This window comes from Novosphingobium terrae (genome assembly GCF_017163935.1).
Lineage (GTDB): Bacteria > Pseudomonadota > Alphaproteobacteria > Sphingomonadales > Sphingomonadaceae > Novosphingobium > Novosphingobium terrae.
This window is the reverse complement of sequence record NZ_JABVZR010000002.1, coordinates 2,220,581-2,247,031: the sequence shown is the minus strand read 5'-3', so window position 1 is coordinate 2,247,031 and position 26,451 is coordinate 2,220,581. Positions and strand designations below refer to the sequence as shown.

Annotated in this window: 21 protein-coding genes and 2 pseudogenes; 11 read left to right on the top strand and 12 right to left on the bottom strand. The window is 63.8% G+C overall.

Going from position 1 to position 26,451, the window contains the following annotated elements:
- The first annotated feature begins 275 nt into the window (after window positions 1–275).
- A complete protein-coding gene (locus tag HGK27_RS27740) occupies window positions 276–1,283 on the top strand; it encodes an aromatic ring-hydroxylating dioxygenase subunit alpha (RefSeq protein WP_206244029.1) in 1,008 nt (335 codons plus the stop codon).
- Window positions 1,284–1,307: 24 nt separating this feature from the next.
- Here the strand turns inward: HGK27_RS27740 and HGK27_RS27735 are convergent, their stop codons facing one another.
- The gene (locus HGK27_RS27735) at window positions 1,308–2,213 is read right to left on the bottom strand and encodes a LysR family transcriptional regulator (RefSeq protein WP_206244028.1); all 906 of its coding nucleotides are present in this window, start codon (window positions 2,211–2,213) and stop codon (window positions 1,308–1,310) included.
- A gap of 262 nt (window positions 2,214–2,475) precedes the next feature.
- Between HGK27_RS27735 and HGK27_RS27730 the strand changes: the two genes are divergently transcribed.
- From HGK27_RS27730 to HGK27_RS27715, 4 genes are all read left to right on the top strand, one after another.
- Window positions 2,476–3,333 carry an alpha/beta fold hydrolase gene (locus HGK27_RS27730; RefSeq protein ID WP_241127553.1) on the top strand — a complete coding sequence of 286 codons (858 nt, stop codon included), beginning with the start codon at window positions 2,476–2,478 and terminating at the stop codon, window positions 3,331–3,333.
- An 11-nt stretch (window positions 3,334–3,344) separates the two neighbouring features.
- Window positions 3,345–4,100 (top strand): metallophosphoesterase family protein, encoded by a 756-nt coding sequence (locus HGK27_RS27725; protein WP_206244026.1) that lies wholly within the window; start codon window positions 3,345–3,347, stop codon window positions 4,098–4,100.
- 86 nt (window positions 4,101–4,186) lie between these two features.
- On the top strand, window positions 4,187–4,648 hold the full coding sequence (locus HGK27_RS27720; RefSeq protein ID WP_206244025.1) for an SAM-dependent methyltransferase: 462 nt from the start codon (window positions 4,187–4,189) through the stop codon (window positions 4,646–4,648).
- 48 nt (window positions 4,649–4,696) lie between these two features.
- Window positions 4,697–4,843 carry a hypothetical protein gene (locus HGK27_RS27715; protein WP_206244024.1) on the top strand — a complete coding sequence of 49 codons (147 nt, stop codon included), beginning with the start codon at window positions 4,697–4,699 and terminating at the stop codon, window positions 4,841–4,843.
- A 23-nt stretch (window positions 4,844–4,866) separates the two neighbouring features.
- On the opposite strand, the gene HGK27_RS27710 is transcribed toward HGK27_RS27715, so the two are convergent.
- Window positions 4,867–5,214 (bottom strand): NUDIX hydrolase, encoded by a 348-nt coding sequence (locus tag HGK27_RS27710; RefSeq protein WP_206244023.1) that lies wholly within the window; start codon window positions 5,212–5,214, stop codon window positions 4,867–4,869.
- A 242-nt stretch (window positions 5,215–5,456) separates the two neighbouring features.
- Between HGK27_RS27710 and HGK27_RS27705 the strand changes: the two genes are divergently transcribed.
- Window positions 5,457–6,149 carry an MgtC/SapB family protein gene (locus HGK27_RS27705; RefSeq protein WP_206244022.1) on the top strand — a complete coding sequence of 231 codons (693 nt, stop codon included), beginning with the start codon at window positions 5,457–5,459 and terminating at the stop codon, window positions 6,147–6,149.
- 126 nt (window positions 6,150–6,275) lie between these two features.
- Here HGK27_RS27705 and HGK27_RS27700 read toward each other — a convergent pair whose 3' ends face one another.
- From HGK27_RS27700 to HGK27_RS27690, 3 genes are read right to left on the bottom strand one after another with little or no spacing between them, the layout of a single operon-like run.
- Window positions 6,276–7,796 (bottom strand): hypothetical protein, encoded by a 1,521-nt coding sequence (locus HGK27_RS27700; RefSeq protein WP_206244021.1) that lies wholly within the window; start codon window positions 7,794–7,796, stop codon window positions 6,276–6,278.
- Complete coding sequence (locus HGK27_RS27695) at window positions 7,793–9,040, bottom strand: ATP-grasp domain-containing protein (RefSeq protein ID WP_206244020.1); 1,248 nt, start codon at window positions 9,038–9,040, stop codon at window positions 7,793–7,795. The genes HGK27_RS27700 and HGK27_RS27695 overlap by 4 nt, the downstream gene beginning before the upstream one ends.
- Before the next feature lie 5 nt (window positions 9,041–9,045).
- Window positions 9,046–10,563: a pyridoxal phosphate-dependent decarboxylase family protein gene (locus HGK27_RS27690; RefSeq protein ID WP_456094186.1), complete on the bottom strand. Its 1,518-nt coding sequence runs from the start codon at window positions 10,561–10,563 to the stop codon at window positions 9,046–9,048.
- A gap of 343 nt (window positions 10,564–10,906) precedes the next feature.
- Here HGK27_RS27690 and HGK27_RS27685 point away from each other — a divergent pair, with 343 nt between their 5' ends.
- The 4 genes from HGK27_RS27685 to HGK27_RS27670 all read left to right on the top strand — a co-directional run bounded on the left by HGK27_RS27685 (window position 10,907) and on the right by HGK27_RS27670 (window position 16,088).
- On the top strand, window positions 10,907–11,932 hold the full coding sequence (locus HGK27_RS27685; protein ID WP_206244019.1) for a YncE family protein: 1,026 nt from the start codon (window positions 10,907–10,909) through the stop codon (window positions 11,930–11,932).
- 26 nt (window positions 11,933–11,958) lie between these two features.
- Complete coding sequence (locus HGK27_RS27680; protein WP_206244018.1) at window positions 11,959–12,681, top strand: phosphatase PAP2 family protein; 723 nt, start codon at window positions 11,959–11,961, stop codon at window positions 12,679–12,681.
- A 25-nt stretch (window positions 12,682–12,706) separates the two neighbouring features.
- A complete protein-coding gene (locus HGK27_RS27675; RefSeq protein WP_206244017.1) occupies window positions 12,707–15,127 on the top strand; it encodes a TonB-dependent receptor in 2,421 nt (806 codons plus the stop codon).
- 178 nt (window positions 15,128–15,305) lie between these two features.
- Entirely contained in the window at window positions 15,306–16,088 is a 783-nt protein-coding gene (locus HGK27_RS27670; RefSeq protein ID WP_206244016.1) for a COG4705 family protein, read from the top strand.
- A 72-nt stretch (window positions 16,089–16,160) separates the two neighbouring features.
- Here the strand turns inward: HGK27_RS27670 and HGK27_RS27665 are convergent, their stop codons facing one another.
- Window positions 16,161–16,907, bottom strand: coding sequence for an SDR family NAD(P)-dependent oxidoreductase (locus tag HGK27_RS27665; protein ID WP_206244015.1), 747 nt, complete (start codon window positions 16,905–16,907; stop codon window positions 16,161–16,163).
- A 121-nt stretch (window positions 16,908–17,028) separates the two neighbouring features.
- On the opposite strand from HGK27_RS27665, the gene HGK27_RS27660 reads away from it, so the two are divergent.
- The gene (locus HGK27_RS27660) at window positions 17,029–17,928 is read left to right on the top strand and encodes a LysR substrate-binding domain-containing protein (RefSeq protein WP_206245593.1); all 900 of its coding nucleotides are present in this window, start codon (window positions 17,029–17,031) and stop codon (window positions 17,926–17,928) included.
- A 6-nt stretch (window positions 17,929–17,934) separates the two neighbouring features.
- Here the strand turns inward: HGK27_RS27660 and HGK27_RS27655 are convergent, their stop codons facing one another.
- The 6 genes and pseudogenes from HGK27_RS27655 to HGK27_RS27630 form a co-directional block, all read right to left on the bottom strand.
- Window positions 17,935–19,329, bottom strand: coding sequence for a uracil-xanthine permease family protein (locus tag HGK27_RS27655; protein WP_206244014.1), 1,395 nt, complete (start codon window positions 19,327–19,329; stop codon window positions 17,935–17,937).
- A pseudogene (locus HGK27_RS27650) lies at window positions 19,326–19,898 on the bottom strand (amidohydrolase family protein); the annotation flags it as partial. The gene HGK27_RS27655 and the pseudogene HGK27_RS27650, both read right to left, overlap by 4 nt.
- Before the next feature lie 211 nt (window positions 19,899–20,109).
- Entirely contained in the window at window positions 20,110–21,126 is a 1,017-nt protein-coding gene (locus HGK27_RS27645; RefSeq protein WP_206240176.1) for an IS110 family RNA-guided transposase, read from the bottom strand.
- A gap of 74 nt (window positions 21,127–21,200) precedes the next feature.
- Window positions 21,201–22,016 (bottom strand): annotated as a pseudogene (locus HGK27_RS27640) (amidohydrolase family protein); the annotation flags it as partial.
- A gap of 43 nt (window positions 22,017–22,059) precedes the next feature.
- Entirely contained in the window at window positions 22,060–24,591 is a 2,532-nt protein-coding gene (locus HGK27_RS27635) for a TonB-dependent siderophore receptor (RefSeq protein ID WP_206244012.1), read from the bottom strand.
- Window positions 24,592–24,715: 124 nt separating this feature from the next.
- Entirely contained in the window at window positions 24,716–26,269 is a 1,554-nt protein-coding gene (locus tag HGK27_RS27630) for an adenosine deaminase family protein (RefSeq protein ID WP_206244011.1), read from the bottom strand.
- Window positions 26,270–26,451: the final 182 nt, after the last annotated feature.

Below are 26,451 nucleotides of genomic sequence, written 5' to 3'. Positions count from 1 at the left end.
CCCGATGCCGGGAGGATGCAGCTTATATGGTCACGATGCCTGAGTGCTATCGACAGGCCCCGCAGCCCTTGCCCTGCCCCCGGTGATCGCGAAAGACCATGGAAGGGGCATCAGCGACAACATTTTGAGATCGCGCATCGCATGCGGCAACGTCCTATCGCTGTGGGCATCAGATGGAGCGGATCGCGGCGCTGAAAGGCGCGCCAGACGATCACGACGAATCCACAAATTGCGCCCTCGTGCAGGAGAGCGCCGCATAGAAAGGGACGATGCCGATGAGTTTCGTGAAAAACGCCTGGTATATGGCCGGCTGGGCGAGCGAATTGGGGCAGGCGCCCCGCGCCATCACCATGCTCAACGAACCGGTGGTGCTGTTTCGCGGCGAAGATGGTGTGGCGGGCGCACTGCTGGACGTCTGCCCGCATCGCGCTGTGCCGCTCAGCCTTGGCACGGTGACGGGCAATCACATCGTCTGCCCCTATCACGGCATCGAACTGGATCGCGGCGCCGTCTGCCGCAAGAACCCGCATATTCAGGGCGCCCCCGACCGGTTGAAAGGCCGCGCCTATCCCATCGAGGAACGCCATGGCATGCTCTGGATCTGGCCCGGAGACGCCGCTCTGGCCGACCCCGAACAGATCCCCGATTACAGCTGGTTCAACGCGCCGGAAAAGTTCACCACCGGGCGCGGCTATCTGCATATTCAGGCCGATTACCGTCTGGTGATCGACAATCTGCTCGATCTCGCCCATGCCGATTACATCCACCCCGGCACGGTGGGCCAGCCGGGCGCCGCCGAGGTGCAGCAGGTCACCGTGCTGCGCGAGGGCAACAGCGTCTCGGTCAACGCCATCTGGCCCGACCTGCCGCCCAGCGCCCTGCACAAGCGCGCCTGGACCCGGACCGAGCGGGTGGACAAATATCTCGACATGAAATGGCTGCCCGCCAGCAATCTGCTGCTGGATCTGGGCATCATGGCGCCGGGCACGCCGCGGGAAACCGGCATCCGCACCCCCGCCGCCCATATCCTGACCCCCGAGACCGAAAACTCCACCCACTATTACTGGATCTCGGCCCGCGATTTCGATCTAGCGAATGAGGAGCTGACCGCGCATCTGGTGGGCGTGATCAACCGCGCCTTCCTCACCGAGGACAAGCCGATCATCGAAGCCGCCCAGCGCAACATCGAGCGCACCGGCGCCACTTTGGTGAACTTCACCAAGGGCGATGCGGGCTCCGCCATGGTGCGCCGCGATCTGGACAAACTCGCCGCTCAGGAATGAGCCGGGCCGTGGCGGCTGGCCGGGTCACAACCGCGCCAGTCGCCGCCGCAATTGCGGCACCGCATGATCCATAAAGCAACGCATCTTCAGCGGCAGCCGCCCGCGCGGCGCATGCACCACATGGACGGGCACGGGCGGCGTTTCGAAATCCTCCAGCACCGCTTCCAGCAATCCATCCGCCAGCGCATCGGCAACCTGATAATGGAACAGCCGCACCAGCCCCACGCCCTCTCTTGCAGCTTCCATTGCGGCCTCGGCGGTCGAGACGCGCAGGCGGGGGTGGCAATCCACATTGAGCGTCGCGCCGGTCTCCGGTGATCGAAATGCCCAGCCGCCCCGGTTCATCGCCGTATCGTTGAGGATGCAGGGCAGACCCGTGATGTCGGCAGGCCGGGCTGGCCGGGGGTGCCGCTCGAACAGGCGCGGGCTAGCGCAGACCAGACTGCGCATCGTGCCGAGCTTCGTCGCCACCAGACTGCTGTCCGCCAGAGCGCCGATCCGCACCGCCATATCCACCGGATCGTCGCCGAAGGTCAGATTGCGATCGCCCAGCATCAGGCTAACATTGATCTGCGGATAGAGCCCCAGAAAGGCCGTTACCACCGGCAACACATGCAGCCGCCCGAACATCACGGGCGCGGTCACCACCAGATCGCCGCGCGGGGCCAGCATCTCCCCGGCGGCCTCCTGCTCGGCGGCGCGCAGATCGTCGAGCAGGCGCCGCGCCGCCGCGACATAGGTTTCGCCGGCATCGGTCAGCGTCAGCCGCCGCGTACTGCGGATCAGCAGTTTCGTACCCAGCAGCACCTCCAGATCGCTGATCTTGCGGCTCACCGTGGGCAGCGGCATGCGCAGCGTGCGCCCGGCGGCTGACAGGCTGCCCTGCTCCACCACCTCGATCAGAACGGACATCGCTTCGAACCGGTCCATGGCATACTTTCAGAATATGGAAGGATGATCGCCGAAATCGCCATATTATAGATTTCCTGCTCAAGGGCTACCTCTCAAGCGTGGTGCCACACGGCAGCCGCAGCTTTTCGAGAAAGGAGCCGCCATGACCGGACACACTCTAACCCGGCGCAGCCTCACCGCCGCCCTGCTGGCGGCCCCTGCGCTAGCGCATGCCGCCCCCGCACCCGCACCCGCACCCGCACCCGGCCCCATCACTAGCACAGTCACAGGGAGAGAGAGCATGGACCATCATCCGACCTATCGATCCGTCGATGTCGATGGCTTCGACATCTTCTACCGCGAAGCGGGCGACCCCGCCAAGCCGACCATCCTGCTGCTGCACGGCTTCCCCAGCTCCAGCCATATGTTCCGCGAGCTGATCCCCCTGCTGGCCGACCACTTCCATCTGGTGGCGCCCGATCTGCCCGGCTTTGGCCGCTCGGCCTTTCCGGCGCAGGGCAGTTTTCACTACAGCTTTGAAACCATCGCCCACAAGATCGAGCGTTTCACCGAGATCATCGGCCTGCAGCGCTTCGCCATCTATATTTTCGACTATGGCGCGCCCACCGGCCTGCGCATGGCGCTGAGCCATCCGGAGCGCATCACCGCCATCATCTCGCAGAACGGCAATGCCTATGATGATGGCTTCGGCACGGTGTGGGAGCCGATCCAGCGCTATTGGCGCGATCCCAGCCGGGCCAACCGTGAGGCCTTGCGCGGCGAACTGGGCACGGAAGGCATCCGCCAGCAATATGTCCATGGCGTGCCGGACCCCAGCCTGATCTCGCCCGATGGCTGGACGCTGGACGCCTGTTACACCCAGCGCCCCGGCATTGACGACATCATGCTCGACCTGTTCCGCGACTATCGCACCAATGCCGCGCTCTACCCCGATTTCCAGCGCTATTTCCGCGACCACAAGCCCCCCCTGCTGGCGATCTGGGGCAAGAACGATCCGATCTTCGTTCCGGCGGGTGCGCTGGCCTTCAAGCGGGATCTGCCCGATGCGCAGGTGCATTTGCTCGACACCGGGCATTTCGCTCTGGAAACCCATGCCGTCGAGATTGCCACGCGCATCACCACCTTCCTGAGCGCCTGAGGAGCAAACCGATGGCCTATCCCACATCCGCCCCGCTCGACCTTCCTGACGAAAGCGACGCGGCGGATGTGGTCTACGCCATCGGCGATCTGCACGGGCGGCTGGATCTGCTTGAGGCCATGGAGGCCGCAATCCATGCGGACATCGCCACATACCCCTCGGCGCGCGCCCTGATCTGCTATCTGGGCGACTACATCGATCGTGGCCCCCATTCCTCGCGGGTGATCGACCGCCTGTGCCGGCCCTTTGCCGACGGGGTGCGGCGCATCTTCCTCAAAGGCAATCACGAGGACAGGATGATCGATTTCCTGCATCATCCTGATGAGAACGGACCGTCATGGATGCAGTTCGGGGGTCTGCAGGCTCTGGAAAGCTATGGCATCATCGTCGCGGGCGATCCGGCGCAGCAGGATTGGCCGCAGCTCCGCGACCGCCTGTTCGCAGCGATGCCTACCGAGCATCATGGCTTCCTCTCCGATCTGGGGCTCGGCATGATCTGGCGCGGCTATGTCTTCGTGCATGCCGGGCTGCGCCCCGGCGTGCCGCTCGAAGCGCAGGCCCCTCATGATCTGATGTGGATTCGTGAGCCCTTCCTCAGCAGCGATCACGATTGGGGGCGGATCGTCGTGCATGGCCATGTCATCGTGAAGGCGCCGCAATACCGCACCAACCGCATCGGCATCGACACCGGCGCCTATCGCTCAAACTGCCTGACCTGTCTGGTGTGCGATGAAACGGGCCATCGCATTCTGCAGGTCCGGGGATGACGTCAGGCTGGACCCGGCGCCTGAGTTGGCGCAGAAAGCGCGCGCTCCATGACCGGCAGGCGTGAGCAAAAAAGCGGGAGAACAGCATGACTTATGTGATCGAAGCCATCGGCCATGTGCGCGGCGGCCGCGCCGCTCCAACCGACGATGACTGGGGCCAGAGCCGCTGCATCATCGAGCTGGATGCCGAACGCTTCGAACCTGCTGCTCTGGCCGGGCTGGACGGTTTCAGCCATGCCGAGGTGATCTTCCTGTTCGACAAGGTGCCGCCCGAAAAGATCGAAACCGGCGCGCGCCATCCCCGAGGCCGCGCGGACTGGCCGCTGACCGGCATCTTCGCGCAGAGGGGCAAGAACCGGCCCAACCGTCTGGGGGTCACCGTCTGCCGGATCGTGGCGGTGGAAGGCAGGGCGCTGCATGTCGAGGGGCTCGATGCCATCGACGGCACGCCGGTGATCGACATCAAGCCGGTGATGCAAGAATTCCTGCCGCGCGGCACCATCCGCCAGCCCGACTGGGTGACCGAGTTGATGAGCGCCTATTGGTAAGCCGCGCCCGTCAGCATGGCGTCAGCTGCGCTGTGCCAAGGCGGCGCGATGATTGCCCTTTTCCTGCTGCCCGGCCTGTTGATGGCCGCCCCCGCCATGGGAGACATGCCCGACAGCAGCGATGCCGCCCGCATCCACCATGGCGCGGCGTTTGGGCGGAAGGTGGACTTGCGCCGGCCGGTCGTTCCGGCATGAGCGTGGCCGTCCAATGCAGAAGCTCAGACCATCGGCGCCATGACTGTGGCGAAGTTCTTCAGTGCCTTGCGCAAATGCGGCATTCTGACCAGCTCCAGCGCTTCGGCGAGGCTGGCCCAGCGGCGCCGGCGCTGGAACATTTCGGGCCATGTCAGGGCCAGAACCTCAATCTCCAGCGCGAAGATCTGCATTTGCTCATGCGTGTCGGTTCCACGCAGCGGCAGGTCGAAGCGCGCCAGCGGAGCCTGATCCAGCGTGCCGCGCGCGCCGGCCTCCTCATAGACCTCTTCCTGCGCGGAGACGGCAGCGCTCTTGCCCGGCTTCACCTTGCCCTTGGGGATGATCCAGTGCCCCTTCCCGCGCGACGTCACCAGCAGGATCTCCAACCCGCCCTTGTGCGTTCTGCGGTAAGGTATCGCTGCGCATTGCATGACCGGACCCTGCGTCTCCAATCCTTGTATCCCCCTCGGTTTAGAAGGCTCCACTATCGGATTCGATCCATGAACCGCAAGTCGCCAAGGGCGTTTCTTGCACAGATGCCGGGATTTGGAATGGGGCAAATACACCGCCTGCCACAGCGCCTCCGCGCTCGGCCTGCTTCGGGAGTCACAGCATGATCAGTGATTGGGATATCGCCCTGCGTCTAGCCGCGGCCGCGCTGTTCGGCAGCCTGATCGGCTTCGAGCGCGAGCGCCTGCTCTGGGCCGCCGGGGTGCGCACCCATATGCTGGTCAGCGTCGGTTCCTGCCTGCTGATCATCGTTTCGGCCTATGGCTTTCAGCATGCGCTGGAGATGCCGCATGTGGTGCTCGATCCCTCGCGGATCGCGGCGCAGGTGGTGACCGGGGTCGGCTTTCTGGGGGCAGGATCGATCATGATGCGCGGCAATTCGGTGCGCGGCCTGACCACTGCGGCAAGCGTATGGAGCGTGGCCGCCATCGGCCTTGCGGCGGGTGGCGGGCTCTATGTCGCGGCGGGGCTGACGACGGCGCTGATCCTGCTGATCCTGGTGGGCGTCAAGCCGCTGGAAGAGGCCTATCGCGCCCGCGTGCAGAGCGCCGTGCTGGTGATCCACGCCGAAACCAATGTGCTGGGCGTGGAGGATGTCAAACGCATTCTGGGCGTGCGCGGAGGGCAGATCAAGCGCCTGATCACCACCCCGGACGTGACCACGCCGGATGGCGAGGATGTGGCCAAAACCACCGTCCATCTCGTCCGGGTGTCCCGGCGCGACATCCGCTCAGGCGTGGCCCGGATGAAGGAGGAACCGGGCGTCCATGCCGTGGAAACCAAATCCGCAAAATGACGGGAAGCAAGTCCGACTGGGAAAGGGCTTTGCGCATGCCTCCCCTTTTTGCATTCGCTTTCCTGTCGATAAATCCTTGTCCAGTTCCTGATTACACTCGAAGCTGGGCACGTTCCACCCGCCGCATCACGCCGATTTCCTCAGCGGCGTGGCGACGGCCAGATCCCGCGCTGCCTGCGCGGCGCCATCGAGCGCCAGCATGGCATCCTCCGCCAGACGCTCCATGCCATCCGCCTTGCCGCAGCAATCCACGATCAGCCTTGCACTCAGGCACAGGCGCAGTGCCGAGACGGGCACGCCGCCCCTCGCCCCGCATGCCACGGGCTGGCCAAGACGGATGCTCCGGCTCGCCACTTTTCCCGAGGCCAGATGATCGTAGACAAGGCGGGTTTCATCCCTGTCCAGCCATCCGGCCCGGCGCCCGGCGCCATCCAGTCGGGCCAGCAGGAAAGGAAAGATCGTGGGGGTGGTGTCGATCTTATGCGGCTGCGAAACCTGCAGCGCACCGCGATCCAGAGGCCGGGTTGCGATGGGTTCGAAAGCGGCATCGCCCGTCAACCGGCGTGTGACCGCCGTGGCGAAACTCTGGATCGTCTGCGCGACATCATCGCCTCCCAGCGCCTGAAGCTGCTCCCATTCGAACAGCGCCGCCTGCCAGCGCAGCAACAGGCCGAGATTGGCACGGCGGGGCAGATGCCTCCGCATGGCCCAGCCTTCGGGCACATCATCCTGACCGAAGTAGGCGCCCAAAGCCGCTGGCACCATCGCCGCCGACAGGGGCCGCGCAACAGGGGGCGGGCAGAGCAAGGCACCGCTGAAAATCGGCCCGCCCATAAATTTGGAGCCGGTGATCGCCACCATCATCCCGCGCGCCAGATAAGCCCGGATCGTCGCCGGAGATATACGCAGTTGGCAGGCATCCACCATGATCCACAGCCGGTCGCCATAGCGCGCCTTGAGACGGAAGACCGTGTCGAGGTCGGGCGCGATCAGGCCGGTCTTGGTCACATCCGCTGTCACCAGCAGGCAATCGCGACCTGCGCGGATCGCCGCGCCGATCGTCAGATCAAGCTGCCGTTCGATCTCGATGGAGGGGATCAGGGCGCCTGTGTCGTCGCGCACGGGCAGGGAAAGGCTCTGATGGACTTCCTCCAGCGGCATGCCCTTGGCCACGCGGGAACCATCGGGCGCCTGGCTCATGAAATGTCGCCCGCCCGCCGCCGTGACCACGCCGCTTCCGGTCTCGCTGCCCTCCAGCGTGATCGTCAACAGGGAGCGTGTGGCGCCCGCCAGCAAGGTGGTCGCCAGCAGATGGAGATCGGTGCCCGAGGGTGAGAAAAGAACATCGGCATTCGCGCCATCCACGCCCAGCAAAGCGTGAAGCCTGCCGCTCAGTCTGGTGACCTCGGTCCGATAGGTCACCTCTTCGCCATCGCGCCGGACCTGTTCCATCAGCGGCGCATGCGAGGCGGCCAGCGCCTCACGGGCCTGCGCGGAAATGGTGGAGGCCGTGGAAGAGCCCATGGCCAGATCGCCGGGCCGGGGCACCACCCCATAGCCATAGATGTTCAGCCCGCTGGCGGGATCGAGCGCCAGACGCTCATCCCCGCCACTGGCCAGCAGCGCATCGGGATCGAGGCGGCTCATGCGACCCGCATGGCGGTTTGCCTCCGCTTCTTTGCGGCAGCGGCCATAAAAGCATCGAAGAGCTTCTGCATGGGTTTCACCTTGTAGGGGAAGGTTTCGCGATCATCCATGTCATGCACGATCATCGCCACATCGACTTCGAAGACCAGCAAGCGCCCATCGGGCAGTTCCGCGCAATCGATGCCGAAATAGTCGAGGCCGATATGGCGGGTCAGCGCCTCGAAAGCGGCGGCGTGGCGCTGCGCGAAATCCGTGTCGAAATGCTCCATCCAACCGGCTTCGACGGCGCGCTTTGCGGCACTCTCCCCCATGCCGGCGTTCAGATAATGCACCATCCAATGCTCGGAGAGCGCCATATGGCTGGCATAGGGCTTGCCGTCGATCAGCACGATGCGCTGCTTGTTGAACAGACCATCGGCGCCGCGATAATCGACAAAGGGGGCGATGTAGAACTGGTCGCCGTGAGCGCCTTCAAGATAGGCCGCCAGATCGGATGGAGCGAGGATACGCTCCATGCCATGCCCCGCATGGGTGCCAACAGGGCGCATGATGATGGGGAATGCTCCCCCGGGCAGATGATCGCCGAGCGGTGCTTCGCCCGAGGCAATCGCCGCCGCCTTCGCACGGCTGAGGCGATAGCTGCGGGGCGCCAGGATCGCGGGCTCATCGGCCAGCATCGCGCTGACCCCGTCGCGCGTCAGCCTGGCAATCAGGGCCGGATCGCGGTTCATCATCGGGCAGCGATAGGAAGGCAGCAGGCGCTCCATGCGGGCGAGCACAGGCCCATGATCATTGGCCTCGCTGATGCCGAAAAAGGCGATATCGTGATCGGGCAGATCGTCCAGATCGGGCGTTTCAGCATCGACATAATGGAGCAGCAGCACCGCATTCGAGCCGTTCAGCAGGAAATCGATCGGCGTGTTGGCCATGAAATCGCCCGCCGTGACCAACGCCAGCAGGCGCGGCCCCGAGCCATCGCCATGGACCACGGCATAGTCTTTGCGGATGGTGATGGCCTGATCCATCATCACGCGGGCGTCCTGCGTGCGGCTCAGGCTTTGCAGGATGATCGCCATATCCATCAGGGCTGCCGCATCCCGATCATCGGCCTTCAGCCGTTGCAGGCGTTCGTTCCACAGGGTCTCGAAGGACTCCTGACGATAGGCCATGGGCAGGATGCGATGCAGCCCCAGAATGGATGGTGCGTCAAGGATCGGGGGGCGGGTGGCAAGGGTCTGCATCATGGATCTCATAAGGTGTGGATCGCGCGCGCGCCAAAGGCGAGAACGCCTTCGATCAGCAGGTCGACATCCGAAAGGGTGGAGCGGTGATTGACGAAAGCGGCGCGGATGGCCGGTTTGCCGTCGATCAGGGTCAGGGAGGGGGCAACCTTGCCCTGGGCGTGGAGGTCTTCCACGATGCGGCGGTTGATGTCGCGATTTCCCGCCTGCCCACGCGGCGCATAGGTGAAGCAGACGATGTTGAGCGCCACCGGTGCCAGCAGTTCCAGATCGGGATGCGCTGTAACGCGGCGGGCCAGATCGCTTGCCAGATCGCAATTGGCCTCCATCGCCCGCCCGAGCGCCTTGAGCCCATAGGTCTTGAGCGTGAACCAGGTCTTGAGGGCGCGAAAGCCGCGTGACAGGTCCGGCCCCATATCGCAGGGCCACCACTCACCGCCGGCAAGGCCCGAAGGCGCGCGGGTGAGATAGGCCGCCTGCGAGGCGAAAGCCGCCCTTTGCCAGGCGCCGTCGCGCACCAGCAGGAAACCGGCGTCATAGGGCACGCTGCCCCATTTGTGGAAATCAAAGGCGATGCTGTCGCTCTGCTCGATCCCGGCCAGCAGAGGGGCGAGCCGCTCGCTGAAGATGGCCAAAGCCGCCAGCGCGCCATCGACATGGAAATGCAGGCCTTCGCTGTGAGCGATGGCGGCCAGCGCGGTCAGATCATCGACGGCGCCGGTGTTCACCGTGCCCGCCGTGCCCACCACCATAAAGGGCGTCAGGCCAGCGGCCTTGTCCTGCGCGATTTGGCAGCGCAGCGCTTCAACCTCCATCTGCCCCAGAGCATTGACCGGGATCAGTCGCAAGGCATCGGTGCCGAGCCCCGCCATATCCATGGCGCGCGGCACGCAGCCATGCACTTCGCGGGAGGCATAGGCGATCAGGCGCGGCGCTTCGGCAATCCCGCCGCCCCGCACCGATGCGCCGCAGCAGCGGGTGCGCGCAAGGATGGTCGCCACGAAATTGGCCTGCGAGGTGCCGGTGAGGAACAGCCCATCGGCGCTGTCGGGATAGCAAAAGCCCTCGCGCATCCAGGCGACGATCTGGCGCTCGACCTCGATCGGCATGTGGTCGCGCCCGCCCAGATTGGCGTTGAGGCCGCCCGCCAGCATCTCGGCCAGCATGCCCACCGCTGTGCCGCCGCCCTGCACCCAGCCCATGAAGCCGGGGTGGATGTTGCCGCCGTGAAAGGGCAGAACCGCCTGCTTGAAGTGAGCGTGAACGTCAGCCAGATCGCTGGGATCGAGCGGCAGCGGCGCCCGCATCGTGGCGCGGATCGCTTGCGGCGCTTCCTGCCAGAGGGGGCCTTCCTTCACATGCTCCAGATGGTCGAACATGTCGTCAAGCATGCGATGACCCTGCGCGCGGAGCGCCGCCCAGTCGGCGGGATCGAGGCTGGCTGCGGGGGTCGGCAAAGGGGCCTGAGCACCCGCCGCCTCTCCGGGCATCATACCATCATGATCATGGTCACGAAGCACCAGCACACGTCATACCCCTGAAGCTGCCCGGGATCGGATTGTTTCGATATCCGTCAGCATTGATAAATTTGAAGATTTCACATCGTTCTGCGGGGCCTATGATGGCGTTTTTAGGTTAACGCCGCCTAAACTTTTCACTCAGGATGATCCCCCCGGTGAGGAAAACATCGCCCGTCATTCCGCCGGTTTCAGGCCATGCCAAACATTGAGGGGAGATTATCATTTCCCAATGTTGGGCTTTTCCGCCCGAAGCCAACGGAACCGTCACAGATCAGTCATCTGCGGACCCTAATTCGCAGCTCGACACATTCGCGTTGCACTTTCCTTTCACAACACAGGGTCCACCTCCATGCTCACCCGCTTTCTGGGTTCGACGGCGTTTGCCGTCTGCTGCCTTGCGTCCGCTGCCGCCGGACATGCCGCCTCTGCTCCTGCCTATGCCGTCGTGGACAAGGTGGCCGGAGCCGATGGCGGCTGGGATTTCGCCAATGTCGATCCCGTGCGCGGCGTGCTTTATGTGGCGCGCAGCAATGCGGTGATGGCGATGGACATTGCCACGCATAAGGTCACCGACGCCCTCGCCACAGCGGATGGCAGCCATCAGGCGCTGCCCATCGAGAGCGGCAAGACCGTGGTGCAGACCGACGGCAAGACCGGCCTGACGCGCTTTATCGACGCCGCCACCGGCCATATCGATGCTCAGCTGCCCAGCGGCCAGAAGCCCGATGCCGCCTTCTATGACGCGCAGACCGGGAAGGTTGCGGTGATGAGCCCCGGCAGCAACACGATCACCACCATCCTTGCCAAAAGCCACAAGGTGGTGGGCACGATGACGCTGGAAGGCGGGCTGGAATTCGCCGTCACCAACGGCAAGGGCGGCGCCTTCATCAACCTTGAAGACGCGGCCAAGATCGCCGAAGTCGATCTGGCCAAGGGCAAGCTGCTGCGCAAGATCGAGCTGCCCGGCTGCGAGGGCCCCACGGGTCTGGCCCGTTTCGCCCATGGCACGCGGCTGATCTCGGCCTGCGCCAATGGCGTGGCGCTGGTGATCGACACCGCCAGCGGCAAGACGCTGACCACGCTGCCGATCGGCAAGGATGCCGATGCCGTGCTGCTGGATGAAGCGCGCGGGCTGGCCTTCGTGCCTTGCGGCGGCAGCGGCACGCTGGTGGCCCTGTCGATCGCGGACGCCAACAATGTGAGCGTGGCACAGATCATCCCCACGCAGGTGGGCGCCAAGACCGGCGCGATCGATCCGCGCGACGGGCGCATCTATCTGCCCACCGCCACGCTGGCCGCGCCTGAGCCCGGCGCCAAGCGCGGCAAGCCGCTGCCCGGCACCTTCACCATCCTGATCGTCGCCCCCAAGGCCTGACACAGAGATTCCGCAAAGGATCGACCATGAAGCGTTTCCTCGCCCTTTCCCTGACCCTGACCTGCACCGCCCTGACCGGCGCCGCCCTTCCCGGCGTGGCACTGGCGCAAGCTCCCGCCAAGCATCTGCAATATCTCGATGCCGCCCGGTTCAACCCCGCGCAGATCCTGCCGCCGCCCGCCGCCCATGGCTCCCCCGCCGAGGCGTTCGAACTGGAGACGCTGCACCGCCTGCTGGCCAAGGCGACGCCGGAACGCCTGGCTCAGGCCAAGGTGGACAGCGACAATGAAGATCCTTCACTGTTCAACAATGTGCTGGGCTTCGACCTGAAAACCAAACCCGCCACCTGGGCGCTGCTCACGCTGGTCCAGTCCGAAGCGGATGTGGCAGCGGGCGACAGCAAGGCTTTTTTCCACCGCATGCGCCCCTACAGCACCGATCCCTCGATCCCCTTCTGCGAATACAAGCCTGATCCGGCCAAGCCGGAATACAAGTCCTATCCTTCGGGCCATTCGACGCTGGGCTATTCGGTAGGCTGGGTTCTGGCGCATCTGATGCCCGAAAAGTCGCAGCTCATTCTGGCCCGCGCGCATGATTATGCGGTGAGCCGCCTCTATTGCGGCGCCCATTACGCCAGCGACACCGAGGCCAGCCATGTCATCGGCACGATGGTGGGCATCGATCTGCTCGCCGATCCGCGTCTGGCCGGCAAGATTGCCGCCGCACGGGCCGAACTTTCCAAGCCGTAATTCCTTCCTTCAGGGGGCTTTTATCATGATTTCTTTCCCTTCGTTTTTGAAGGGCGGCACCGCTTTGGCCACCGTCCTTTTCGCCACCTCCGCTCTGGCTGCCACCGAACCGGCACCCGCTCCGGCTGACAATCCCGCCGATCCGCAATCGACCAGCGCCAATCAGGCGGGTCAGGCCAATGACAAGCAGGCGCTGACTTCCTCCGACATCATCGTGCTGGGCTCGGGCACGGCGCAGGCCGCGCCGCTCTCGGCCTCGCTGACCACCACCCAGCCGCAGTCAGCGGTCAGCCGCGATTTTATCGACAATGCCAATGCCGCCTCGGACTTCAACGAGTTGATCGCGCTGACGCCCAGCGTCTCGATCACCGGCACCGGCAACGGTCTGGGCTTTGGCGAAACCAAGGCGGTGATCCGCGGTTTTCAGGATGGCGAATACAACGTCACCTATGACTCGATCCCCTTTGCCGACACCAACAACCCCACCCATCACTCCACCGCCTTTTTCCCCTCCGACACGATCGAAACCATCGTGGTCGATCGCGGGCCGGGCAATGCCAGCCAGCTGGGTCAGGCCACTTACGGTGGCAATCTCAACATGTATTCGCGCAATGTCAGTGACAAGCGTGGCGTTCAGGCTGAAGGTCTGCTGGGCAACTGGAACAGCGCCATCGGTCGTTTCGAAATCCAGAGCGGCAAGATCGACAGTCTGAACGGCGCCAAATTCGTGCTGGCCGGGCAGTATCTGCGCTCCGACGGCGCGCTGACCAATTCGCCGGTCAATTCCAAGAACCTGTTCTTCAAGGGCGTGGTGCCCATCGGCGAACACAACACGCTGACCATTCTGAGCACCTACAACCGCAACTTCTACTATCAGTCAGACGTGCTGAAGGGCGCCACCTGCGGCGTACAGGTCTCTGGTGCGGCCACGCTGAAGGCCACCAATTGCGCGGCCAGTTCCAACATCGGCCAGTATGGGCTGAATTACGGCATGGGCAGCGACCCGACGAAGCAGGATTACTGGAAGTACAACCGCACCGACAAGACCACCGACTTCTCGTACCTGCGTCTGCAGAGCGAGCTGGGCAGCGGTTTCTCGATGGACAACCGTGCCTATATGTACGGTTACACCAACAACACGCTCTCGGGGAACACCACCACGGTCGTCAGCGGCTTTACCGGTGCCGGCACGGCGGCTTCGCCCTACAAGGCGGTGACTGCCCCCAATGACGTTCCGGGCTACAACAAGCTCAACAAATACCGCGTTCTGGGCTACATCGGTCAGGTCGATTACACCTTCCAATATGGCAAGGTGAAGGTGGGCGGCTGGTACGAGCATGCCAACAGCTGGCGCCACACCTGGGATTTTGACTGGACGACCGGCCAGCCCAGCTATGACCAGAAGGCCAATCTGGGTACGGCTGCCACGTCGCAATATCCTTCGATCTCCATGGCCAACCTGAAGTATGAGCAGAATTCCAGTTGGGACCAGTTCCAGCTGTTCGGCGAGTTCGAAATCCGCCCCACCGACACGCTCTCGGTCACGCCCGGTGTGAAATATGTGAACTTCAACCGCGGCGTAAACGCGCTGGTCAATGCTGACGCCAACCGTTCGCCCTCGAACAACTCGCACACCTGGACCAAGACCCTGCCCTTCGCCACCATCAACTGGCAGCCGGTGCAGAACCTTTCCGTCTATGGCCAGTACGCTCAGGGCATGTATGTTCCTGATCTCTCCAGTTTCTACACGCCGACCACCGGCACCGGCAGTTCCGTGCAGCAGAGCACGGCGCTGGCCTCGGTCAAGCCCCAGACCTCGACCAATTATCAGCTGGGCTCGGTGTGGCATGGCAAGAAGGTTTCGGTCGATGTCGATGTCTACAAGATCGACGTGAACAACAAGATCGCCACCGATACCTCAGCCAATGCGATTTCTGGCGCGCTGGTGAACATCGGCAGCGTGCATTACAAGGGCGTGGAAGGCCAGCTGGCCTATATGCCCATCGCCGGGCTGACGCTGTTCGGCAATGGCTCCTACAACTACGCCCATTCCGGTACCACGGGCGCGCAGATCGCCAAGGCGCCCTTCAGCACGGCGGCGGCGGGACTGATCTATCGCCACCACGGCACGCGCGTGTCCTTCAGCCAGAAGTTCACCGGGCCGCAATATGCCACCGAACTGTCCTCCAGCGTGGTCACCACCACCGGCATCCGCATGTATCGCCTCAGCCCCTACAGCACGGGCGAATTCGCGGTGAGCCAGGAGATCGGCCAGCACTTCCGCATCGGTGCCACCGTATCGAATGTGTTCAACAGCCGGGCGATCACCGCCATCTCCAATGGCGGCACCGTCGTCACCAATGGCCAGACCTATTACGCAGGGGCGGATCAGTTCAACTTCCTGCCGCCGCGTTCCTTCCTGATGGATGTGCGCGTGAAGTACTGATCTTCACGTCACGGGCCGGTTGCGGTGGTGCCCTTCCTGCAACCGGCCTATCATCCGGGTGACATTGGCCCGAGATTGTCATTTCCCAACCTTGCGATCCGGTGATGGCGCTGGCCTGCGCAGTCCCATACAGGGGGACCGTGCCTCACCGGCAGACTTCTCAGGACGACAGACCAGCATGCCTTCCCAACCCCCGACCTCGGCTCAGAACGACGCTCCGGCTCAAGCTTTGGCCAAAGTGCCCGCCGTTACGCTGGGCTTCTGGGCCATCAAGATTCTTGCCACCACGCTGGGCGAAACCGGTGCTGACCTCTTCACCCAGCAATATGACATGGGCTATGCCGCCGGGATCGCGCTGTTCTGCGTGCCGCTGCTGATCCTTGTCGCCGCGCAGATCCGCGCGAAGGGTTTCCATGCGCTGCTCTATTGGGCCACGATCCTGGCCTCCACCACGGCGGGCACGGCGCTGGCCGATTTCTTCGACCGCTCGCTGGGCATCGGCTACACCGGGGGCAGCGCAGTGCTGCTGGCTTGCGTCGCCGGATCGCTGCTGGCCTGGCGGCTGGTGCTGGGCACCGTCTCGGTCACCAGCGTTTCCGAACCGCGGGCCGAGGCCTTCTACTGGCTCACCATCACCTTCTCGCAGACATTGGGCACGGCGCTGGGCGACTGGTCGGCCGATGATGGCGGCCTTGGCTATCTGGGCGGCGCGGCTTTGTTCGGCGGAGCGCTGCTGGTGCTGGCGCTGCTCTATCGCTTTACGGCCCTGTCGCGCACCGCGCTGTTCTGGGCCGCCTTTATCCTGACGCGCCCGCTGGGCGCCACCGTGGGCGATTTCCTCGACAAGCCGCTGGCGCAGGGCGGGCTGAACCTTGGGCGGGATATGGCCACGCTGGTGCTGTTGGCGGCCATCGCTCTGGCGCTGTGGCTGGTGCCGCAGCGGGCCGGCAAGGCGCACTGATTTCAGTTCACACCGCACATGCTGGCCCATGGAACGATCCATGGGCCAGCCATTCGGGCAGAGTGCAGTTGGTCAGATCTGGGCCTGACCGCCATCGACGAACAATTCGATGCCGTTGACGAAGCTGGCATCGTCAGAGGCGAGGAACAGCACCGCCTTGGCGATTTCCTCGGGCTGGCCGATGCGCCCGGCGGGGATCAGGCTGGCCAGATAATCCTTGGTGCCTTCCGCATTCTCGCCAAAGAGATGCGTTACACCGGGGGTGTCGGTGACGCCGGGGCTGACGGCATTGACGCGGATATGGCGGTCCTTCAGGTCCAGAATCCAGTTGCGGGCAAAGCTGCGCACCGCCGCCTTGGTGGCCGAATAGACGCTGAAGGCAGGCGTGCCCTGCAGGCTGGTGGTGGAGGCTGTGAGGATCACCGAGGCCCCGTCACGCAGCAGAGGCAGCGCTTTTTGCACGGTGAAGAGCACACCCTTCACATTGGTGTCGAAGGTGCTCTGGTAATGCTCCTCGCTGATGGCGCCCAGCGGAGCAAATTCGCCGCCACCGGCATTGGCGAAGACCACATCGATCTGCGCATGCTGCTGCTGAACGGCATCATAGAGCCGGTCGATATCGGCCAGATCGGCCATGTCGCCGCGCACGCCGGTGACGTTCCCGCCGATGGCCTTGACCGCCGCATCCAGCGTGTCCTGACGGCGGCCCGTGATGAACACCGAAGCGCCTGCCTCGGCGAAAGCCTTCGCGGTGGCCAGGCCGATGCCGCTGGTGCCGCCGGTGACCACCACAACCTTCTTGTAGAACTTGCTTGCCATTGTCTTTCTCCATTCTGTGTGAAGGCGGCTTTGCTCCGCCGCTGAAATAGGAGATGCATCCAGAACGATCTTGGCTGTAGTCGGCAAAATCGCTACTCAGCGTTCCATCAGGAGAACGATGATGCGCGCCGACCTCAATGACTATGCCTATTTCGTCGAGGTGGTGGCGCATGGCGGTTTCGCCCCGGCAGGCCGGGCGCTGCGTGAGCCCAAGTCGAAACTCAGCCGCCGGATCGCCGGGCTGGAGGCGCGGCTGGGGGTGCGGCTGATCGAGCGCTCCAGCCGCCGTTTCCGCGTCACCGAAGTGGGGCAGAGTTTTTACGAGCGCTGCCGCGCCATGCTGGATGAAGCACAGCAGGCCGAGGCGGTGGTGGCGCAGGCCCAGTCCGAGCCGCATGGACGGGTGCGTTTCAGTTGCCCGACGGGTCTGGTCGAGGTGATTTCACCGATCCTGACGCAGTTCCTCGCCCGCTATCCCAAAGTGCGGCTGCAACTGGTGACGACGGATCGCGGGGTCGATCTGATCGAGGAGCGCATCGATCTGGCTCTGCGCGTGCGCGTGGCGCTGACCAGCGATGCGGCGCTGACGATGCGTTCGCTTGGCCATTCCTCGCGCATTCTGGTGGGCAGCCCGCAGATGGCCAGCCGCATCGGCGGCGATATCGCGGCGCTGGCCGGGCAGCCCACGCTGGGCACGGGCGATGATATCGGCGAGATCGAATGGCATCTGGAGCATCAGAATGGCGCGGCCCATCACCTGCGCCATGAGCCGCGCATGACCTGTGGCGATTTTGCCGCCGTGCGCGCCGCCGCCATCGCCGATCTGGGCCTTGCCCTGCTGCCCGACCATATCTGCGCCGAAGCGCTGCGCAGCGGCCAGCTGGTGCATATTTTGCCCGAATGGCAGGCCCAGCGCGGCATCGTCCATCTGGTCTTCACCACCAGGCGCGGCCTGCCCCCCGCTGTGCGCGCACTGATCGATCATTTGGCTGCGGGCTTTCCCAGATCCTCGCACCCCTGATCGGCCTCAGACGCTGGCGAGGGGTTCCTCAGCCTCATGCGGCAGCACCAGATTGAGCACCACGGCGATCACCGCCGCCGGGATCACGCCAGAGGTGAGCAGGATGCGCAGGGTTTCTGGCAGATGCGACAGGGCTGCGGGCTCCAGCTGCAACCCAAGGCTGAGCGAGAGCGCTACGCCGAAGATCAGCATATTGCGCTGATTCCACGAGACCGCCGACAGCATCGACAAAGCGCTGGAGGCCACCATGCCGAACATCACGATCACCCCGCCGCCCAGAACCTCGATGGGGATCGTGGTGATCACGGCGCCGATCTTGGGCAACAGACCGCAGACCACCAGAATGACGGCGCCCAGCGTCACCACATGGCGGCTCATCATGCCGGTCATGGCGATCAGGCCGACATTCTGGCTGAAGGTGGTGTTGGGCATGGCGCCAAACACCGCCGCCAGCGCCGTGCCCACGCCATCGGCGGCGACCGAACCTTCCAGCTCGCGATCCGTGGCGCGGCGGCCTGCGGCGTTCTCGCAGATCACCTCCACATCGCCGATGGTCTCGATCGAGGAGACAAAGCCCGTCAGGCAGAAGCCGACAATGGCCGAGGCGGAAAGCTCGAAACCAAAATGGAACGGCATGGGAACCATCACCAACCCGGCCTGAGTGACAGGCGCGAAATCCACCCGCCCCATCGCCATGGCCAGAGCATAGCCCGCTGCCAGCCCCAGCAGCACAGAGGCCGTCGACCAAATGCCGCGCGCGAAGAATTTCAGCGCCAGTGTGATCACCACCACCGTGCCCGCCAGCAACCAGCTTTCGCCCGCTCCGAAAGCGGGCGTGCCGATGGCGGTCACCCCGCCCGCCGAATATTGCACCCCCACACGCATCAGCGAGAGGCCGATCATCAGCACCACCAGCCCTGTCACCAGCGGCGGCAAGGCAAAGCGGATGCGTCCGACAAAGCGGCTGAGCCCGGCATGCAGCAGGCCCCCGCACAGGGCTGCGGTGGTCAGCGCGGCCATGCCTGCGGGCCCCTTGCCCGCCACGATGGGCACCATCACCGAAATATAGGCAAAGCTGGTGCCCTGAACCAGCGGTAGCCGCGCGCCAACCGGACCAAGCCCGATGGTCTGAAGCAGGGTGGCAATGCCCGCAAACAGCATCGACATCTGGATCATATAGATCATCTGCGACGTATCGGGCGAGCCGAAGCCAAAGCCCGCCGCCCCCGCCACGATGATCGGCGGGGTGAGGTTCGACACGAACATCGCCAGAATATGCTGGATGCCCAGAGGCAGCGCCATCGCCATACCCGGAAAGTAATCGGGATCGCGCGCCTGCGCGGCGGTCAGGGCGCTGGGGCGCGGCGGTGGCGGGGTCTGGATCAGGGCATCTGGCGTCATGACAGGCTCATCAATCGGGAGAGGGAGGAGCGGGCTTGGGTCAGGATTTCGGCGCGGCTGGCCTGCACCAGCTCGCCTGCGCGCACCACGGCGCGGCCTTCGACAAAGACGTCGCGCGCGGCGAGCGGAGGGGCCAGTGCCAGAGCGGCCACCTTGTCCCAACTACCAGCGCTGGCGATGTCGTCGATGGGCCATATGACGAGGTCGGCGCGTTTGCCGGGCGCCAGCTGGCCGCAATCGTCACGGCCAAGGATCTGCGCGCCGCCTCTGGTGGCGAGGCGCAGGGCCTCGCGCGGGGTCATGGCTTCGGCGCCCAGCGCCACGCGCTGGAGCAGCATGGCTTGGCGCGCCTCGGCCAGCAGATGGCCTGCGTCGCTGGAGGCCGAGCCGTCCACACCCAGCCCCACCGGTACGCCCGCATCCACCATGGCGCGGATGGGCGCAATGCCGGAGCCGAGGCGGCAGTTGGAGCAGGGGCAATGTGCCACGCCGGTCTTGCTGGCGGAAAACAGCGCGATCTCGGTAGCATCCAGCTGAACGCAATGGGCGTGCCACACATCCGGGCCGGTTGTCTAATTGATATTCTCATGGGCATTCCTTTTCCCGGTGCCAACGGTTGTCTTCGAGGTCATCGAACAGCGTTTGATAGCAATGTGTCCAAGCCTTCATGGTCGCGGCCAGGCGAAAGGGGGGACGTCTCTGGGTCCAACTCGAGGTTGCACCTCTACGGTCCGGGCGAGATCGTCCAGGCATGGCTGACCGGGAAGAAGGACGCTGGTTTCATGCCCAGCGAAACTCCGTCTCGTTCAGCCAAAGCGAATGAAGCAGTACAGCCAGCTTGCGGGCAACCGCAATCTTGGCGCGCTTATTGCCTTTGATTTCCGCAAGATTTTGCCCCCATTGCTGGAGCGCAAAAGGCCTTTTCACCCTGGACAGCATTATATTTGCCGCCTCATAGAGAGATCGCCTCAGCATCGGATCGCCGGCTTTGGAAATATGCCCCAGCACATCACGGTCACCCGATTGGCTTCGGCGCGGCGCCAGGCCTGCATAAGCGCCGACATCTTCGCTTCGGGCAAAGCGATGCGGATCTTCCACGCTGGCTGTGTATGTCAGGGCCGTGATTGGGCCAACGCCAGGGACGCTCATCAGCCGCACGCACACCGGATCCGCCGCCGCTCGCCCCTCCAGCAGGCGATTAGAAGCGCGCAGCTGCTCCTCCATGACCTCGATGCTGGCGATAAGCGGCGCAAAAAGGTCTGCGAGATCGGGGCGCTGCCGGAAAAGAGCCGCCAGACGTTCGGTGCGTTTTCCGGAGGTGGTGACCTTGCCCATCCGCAAGCCGAACAACTTCAGTAACCCGCGTAATTGGTTAGCCATCGCCACGCGCGTGGTGACCAGCTGCGCACGGATCCGCAGCGCAGCCCGGTCGATATGCGTTGCGGATGCTTTCATATGAACGCGCTTAAACCAGCCAGTGCGGGCGAGCTGCGCCAATCCCTCTGCATCATGCACATCGCTTTTGTTGACCCGCGCGGACAGCACGCCCTTGGCATGGCGGGCACAAATACACGCGACGGGCACTTCGCGTTCGGCCAGACCGTGGTACAGAAAGGTCGATAAGGGACCCGTTTCCAGGACCACCCGCGCTAGATCAGGACAATGCTTATTGAGCCATTTGGCCAACGCATCGGGATCGCTGGCCACGACATCGCGTTTCAACACCGCACCATCGGTGTCGACGATACAAACGTGCGTGGTCTTGTCACTCACATCCAATCCGGCATAGATCGACATCGGTCACCCTCCTGCATTGAAGCGTTCATGCGACTTCGTAACATCCAGGCAGGGTGGCTACATCAATTACGCGGGGTCCAACCGAGATCTTCAGCATATTGGCCGGGGCGGCAGCCGAAACGCTCAAGCGAATAGGCGACGTCGTCCTTATCCTCGGCCAGATGGGTGTGGAGCATCACCTTCTTGTCGCGCGCCAGCAGAGCAGCATCGCGCATCAGATCCTGACTGACCGAAAAGGGCGAACAGGGCGCTACGCCGACGCGCACCATGGCGCCATCACGCGGGTCATGGAAACGGTCGATCACGCGGATCGTGTCGGCCAGAATGGCGTCTTCGGCTTCCACAAGGCTGTCGGGCGGCAGGCCTCCGGCGCTTTCGCCCACGCTCATGCTGCCACGCGTGGGGTGGAAGCGCAGGCCAACCGAGGCAGCGGCGGCAATCGTATCGTCCAGCGTCACGCCATTGGGGAAGAGGTACAAATGATCGGAACTGAGCGTACAGCCCGACAGCGCCAGCTCCGCCAGCCCCAGCCGCGTGGCAGCATAGACATCCTGAGGCGTATAGCGCGCCCAGATCGGATAAAGCGTCTTCAGCCAGCCGAACAGCGAGGTGCTGGCCCCGCCCGGCACGGCGCGGGTCAGCGTCTGGTAGAGATGGTGGTGGGTGTTCACGAGGCCGGGCGTGATCACGCAGCCATGCGCCTCGATCACCTCCGCACCCTGCGCCAAAGGGGCCAGATCGGCGCTGGTGCCGATGGCGGTGATCACGCCATCCTCGAAGACCACAGCGCCATCGGCGATCTCCCGGCCCTCATCATCCATGGTGACCAGAACATCGGCGTGGCGGATCAGAACGCGGCGGGACACGGCTCTCAAAAACTCCTTGGGCATGTCTGGAAAGGAGGGGCCGCAGCGCAGCCCCTCCTCCTCATTCTCAGAACTTGTACTTGAGCGAAGCCTGCCAGCTGCGCGGCAGCTGAGGCAGCACGATATCCGCACCGAACAGATCCTGACCGCCGGCACGGAAGTAACGTGCATTGTTCACGTTCTTCATGCCAACACGCAGCATCCACGGGCCCTTGGTGTAGGATACGCCAAGGTTGAGCAGCCAATAGGCAGGCAGGCGCACCGTCTGCGCATAGTTCAGCCAGACCGCATCGACATGGCTGATATCGCCGCTGAAGGCGATGCCATTGTCAAAACCATAGGTCGCGGTGGCCGAAAACACGTTCTTGGGCTCGCCGGGGCGGTCGGCATTAGCCTTGGTGATCGGCACCAGGCCGAATTCGGAGCCGCCGAAGGTCAGCGCCGGATTGACGCCCGGGAAATCACCCGCGCCGAAATAGTTGAAGTAGGAACCCGCCGCCAGCGCGCCCACATTCTGCACATGCATATGGGTGAAGGAGCTGGTCAGCAGGAAATGACGGTCGACCGACCAGCGGACCTCGGCCTCGACGCCCTTGGTCTGAAGGATCTGGTTGGTCAGCGAGCTTTCGGCGCCCGCCTGCGTGCGCTTCTGGTTGTAGACCGAAACGGCGGCATAGAGCTTCTTGTTGAGGAACTCGCCCTTCACGCCGCCTTCCAGCAGGTTGGACTTGCCCAGCACATTGCCGCTCAGAATGTTGGAGAGATAGAGTTCGGAACCCTCGCCCGCCACCACCGTGGTCTGGCGCGCCACGGTGATATAGGGGATCAGCCCGAAGGGCGACTTGTAGGACAGGCTGACGTTCCACGAGACGCCGCCCTCGGTGCCCTTGGCCGTCGCCGTGCCGGTGGTGCCGTAACCGGCGCCGACATTGCCCGAGATGTTGGTGGGATCATAGGCGGAAAGCCATGCCGTCGAAATGGCATGCACACTGTCGTAACGGACGCCGCCGATCAGGTCGAGGCCAACCTTGGTGTCGATATCGACAAGGCCCGCGATGCCGTAATCGGTGTAGTGGCCATAGACATAGTCCGAATAGTCACAGCCGCATTCGGTGGAGAGCAGGCGGGTGGATTGCGGCGTGTAGGGATCGCTCAGCGAAATATCGGGGCGGTTCCAGAGTTCCACGCCATAGTCGTCGGCGAAGTGGAAATGGGTATAGCGGATCGAGGGCGAGGCCTGCACCGAAATCTTGGCGAAATCGGTCTTGAACTCGTCGGACAGAACGATCTTGTCCTCGATCACATAGGAGCTGAAGGCCTGCGCGAAGCCATAGGCATTCTCGTTCAGGTTCTGGCCGCCGTCATAGAACAGCTGGTTCTTGATCTTAAGATCGCCCTTGCCGGACCAGGTCAGGTCGAAATAGCCGGTGGTCTGGGTGTTGTTGAGCTTGTCATCGGGGCCAGTCAGCGTGTCCTTCATGCTCAGATGGGTCGTGCCGGCATTGACCAGACGCAGATCCTTGGCGCCCGCGCCCTGGAAACAGGCCGCGCTGTAGCCCGCCGCAGTGGCGGTGCCGCCGCCGCAGTTGAAGCTGCCGTACCAGCCCAGACCATTGCCGCCATTGGCCGCATAGGCTTCCTCGCGCGAGATCTTGCCATCGCCATTGGTGTCAAGGCTGGTGCCCTGACCGGTGACATAGGTGCCGGTGTTGATCAGATCCTGCGTGACGCGGTTCCAGCCGCTGTTCTGCACACCCTTGTACTTCTGCCAGGTGCCGCCGAATTCGGCGCGCAGATTGCTGGTGATGTCCGTATCGAAAGCGGCTGAAAACAGGGCGTTCTTGGTGAAGACATTGCGGTAATAGCTGTCGGAATCCTCGATCTCGCCATAGAGGCTGTAGCCGAATTCCTGCCCCATCACCTTGCCCGGCCCGGTGATGCTGCCTTTGAGAATCTTGCGCCCCCAGCTGCCCAGATCGACTTCCATGTCGCCCTTGGTCTCGGCGGAATAGGTGCCGTTGGCGGCGCGCGCCGTCTTGGGCACGAAGTTCATATAGCCGCCGATCTTCGACGGGCCATAGATCACACTGGCCGGGCCGCGCACGATGTCGATCCGGTCGGCGGCGCCGATCGGGGTCGAATAGTTGCCCGGATTGTCCAGTCGCAGCATGCCACGATAATAGACGTCGGAGGGAGCGCCGCGAATATCCAGCGCGCCACCGGTGCCGAAGAAAGAAGAGGTAAAGGTGCCCGGCGATTGTGAGACCAGATCATAGATCTGGGTGATGCCGAAACGCTCCATCTGCTCTTTGGAGACAGTGGAGGCCGAACGCGGCGTTTCCACCAGCGTCTTGTTGAAACCGAAGATCGAGCCCACATCCTTCAAGGGCAAAGCCCCAAGCGAGCCCTGCACCACGATATCGGGCTTCTGATCGCCAGCGGGATCAGGCTCTGGCGCAGGGGCCGGAGCCGGTGCGGGCGCATCGGCGGCAAAGGCTGGAACGCTCAGCGTAACGCAAGTCAGCATGCTGGCCAGCATCAGCGCGCGGCGCGCCCTCTGGCCGGTAACGGTCGATTTCCTGTGTTCAAGACGCGGCATGGTCGCCCCCATGATTGCGACAAGACGGGGCTCTACCCCTGACTTGCCGAGATTGCTGAACCTCCAATCCCAGGTATTTCATTTATATTTTTGAATGCTTTGAACCCTGCTTGGCGCTTCCCTGTCAGGCGCTCTTGTTCTCCTCGATCGCGGTGCGTTCGAAGGCGGCGAGCTGGGTTTCCAGCGCCAGCTGCATCCGGGCTTTTTCGCTGCCCTGCGTGAAACTGCGACAAGGCGCTGTGTCAAAACCCGAAGCGCAGGCCACCACCGGCATGCCGACATGACGGGCCTGCCAAAGGCTGGCACCGGGGATAAAGCTGAACTCCAGCCCATTGCGCGAAATCTGCTTGAGATCGCGATAGGTCAGCCCCTGCTCGCGGATGGCGCGCAGATATTCATTGGTCATATCAGTGCGCAGCACGCCCTGATCGTCGGTGGAGAGCACCACCGGCACCCCGCGCTTGCGGTAAAGGTTGAGCGGGTGATCCGCCCCGGAAACGCCCAAAATCACCGCATTGCTGGTGAGGTTGATCTCCACCGCGATGCCGTCGCGCGCCATGCGGGCCATGGTGGCATTGGCGTCGCTTTCCAGAGCGATATCCGTACCATGACCGATGCGCTGGGCGCCGCCGTCACGGATCGCCTTGGCGATATGGTCGGCCAGATCGGTGGGCGGCACCAGCCCGAAGGCCAGTTCCCCGGCATGCAGGCTGCGATGAACCTGCGGATATTGCCCCTCCAGAAAGCGGAACATCGCCATATGCAGATCGTAATCGCGCAGCGAGATCGGCCAGTCCTCGGGCTCGACGATGTTGACGCCGACATAGCGCGGATCGCGCGCCGCCAGCGTAAAACTGGCCATCAGCGTGCGGAACGCGCCCAGCGGCGGCATGCCCCGCGCCGATTGCGCCAGATAATGCACGGCCACGCCGCAGCCAGCCTCAGCCTTGGGCGTGCCGCAGCCCATGATGGCCTGCACCTGCTGCTCCTGCGCATCGAGCGCCGCCACCGAGCGGCTGACAACCGCCTCCATCGCTGGCTTTTCCCGCGCGAAGATGCGCGGCAGATCGGCTGGCGTGATCGGCTCATCGGGTGCGGCACCACCCCAGGCCCAGCTGCCGCCCGGATTGTGCTGCAACTCGATATAGAGCACATGATCCAGCGCGGCGATGCGGCGGGTGGCCACCAGACCTTCGGCATCCTTGCCCATTTCGGCGGGGCCGAATTTCTCGAAACTGTCGAAGAATTGGGTGTGACCGCTGGTGTCATTGCGGCCCACACCATGCTGCCAGCCGCGTGTGGACAGATTGTCGATCATGCGGGCGAAGAGGAAAGGCTGTTTCTCGGCCACGTCCTTTGCGGAAAAGCCCGAGGCGCACGGCGGCTGAGTAAAAGCCAGCGTGGCGGCGTTGACGCACAGGCCCTTCTCACCGGCCCAGCGCATGAAATCCTCGGCATAGACCGATCCGCCCATATGGTTGTGCAGATCGCCGCCCTTGGGCATGGCGCGCAGCAGCACGCGCAACTGGGTCGGGCTGGCAGCGGCATGATCGAAAATGGTAGAGACCTGCGCCTCACGCACGGCCGCAAGCGTCTGCTGGGGCGCGGCCAGAAGCGGAGCGCCAATCAACAACGCAGCCGCAACAACTCCAGTGTGTGAAAGAAGGCGAAGGATCACGCCCCGGCCCCCGGCTTCCCGACAGGCCGCCGCGCGCAGAACGAAACAGGCCGCAAGCGATGGTGGCCAAGCCAGAACGAACGCATTGATTTAGGCCCCTATCCGATCCCCGTTTCAACGAAACTGACCGAGCCCAGCGTTTCAATCAATCATAATGAATTCAACATCTCGTTCTAAAAATT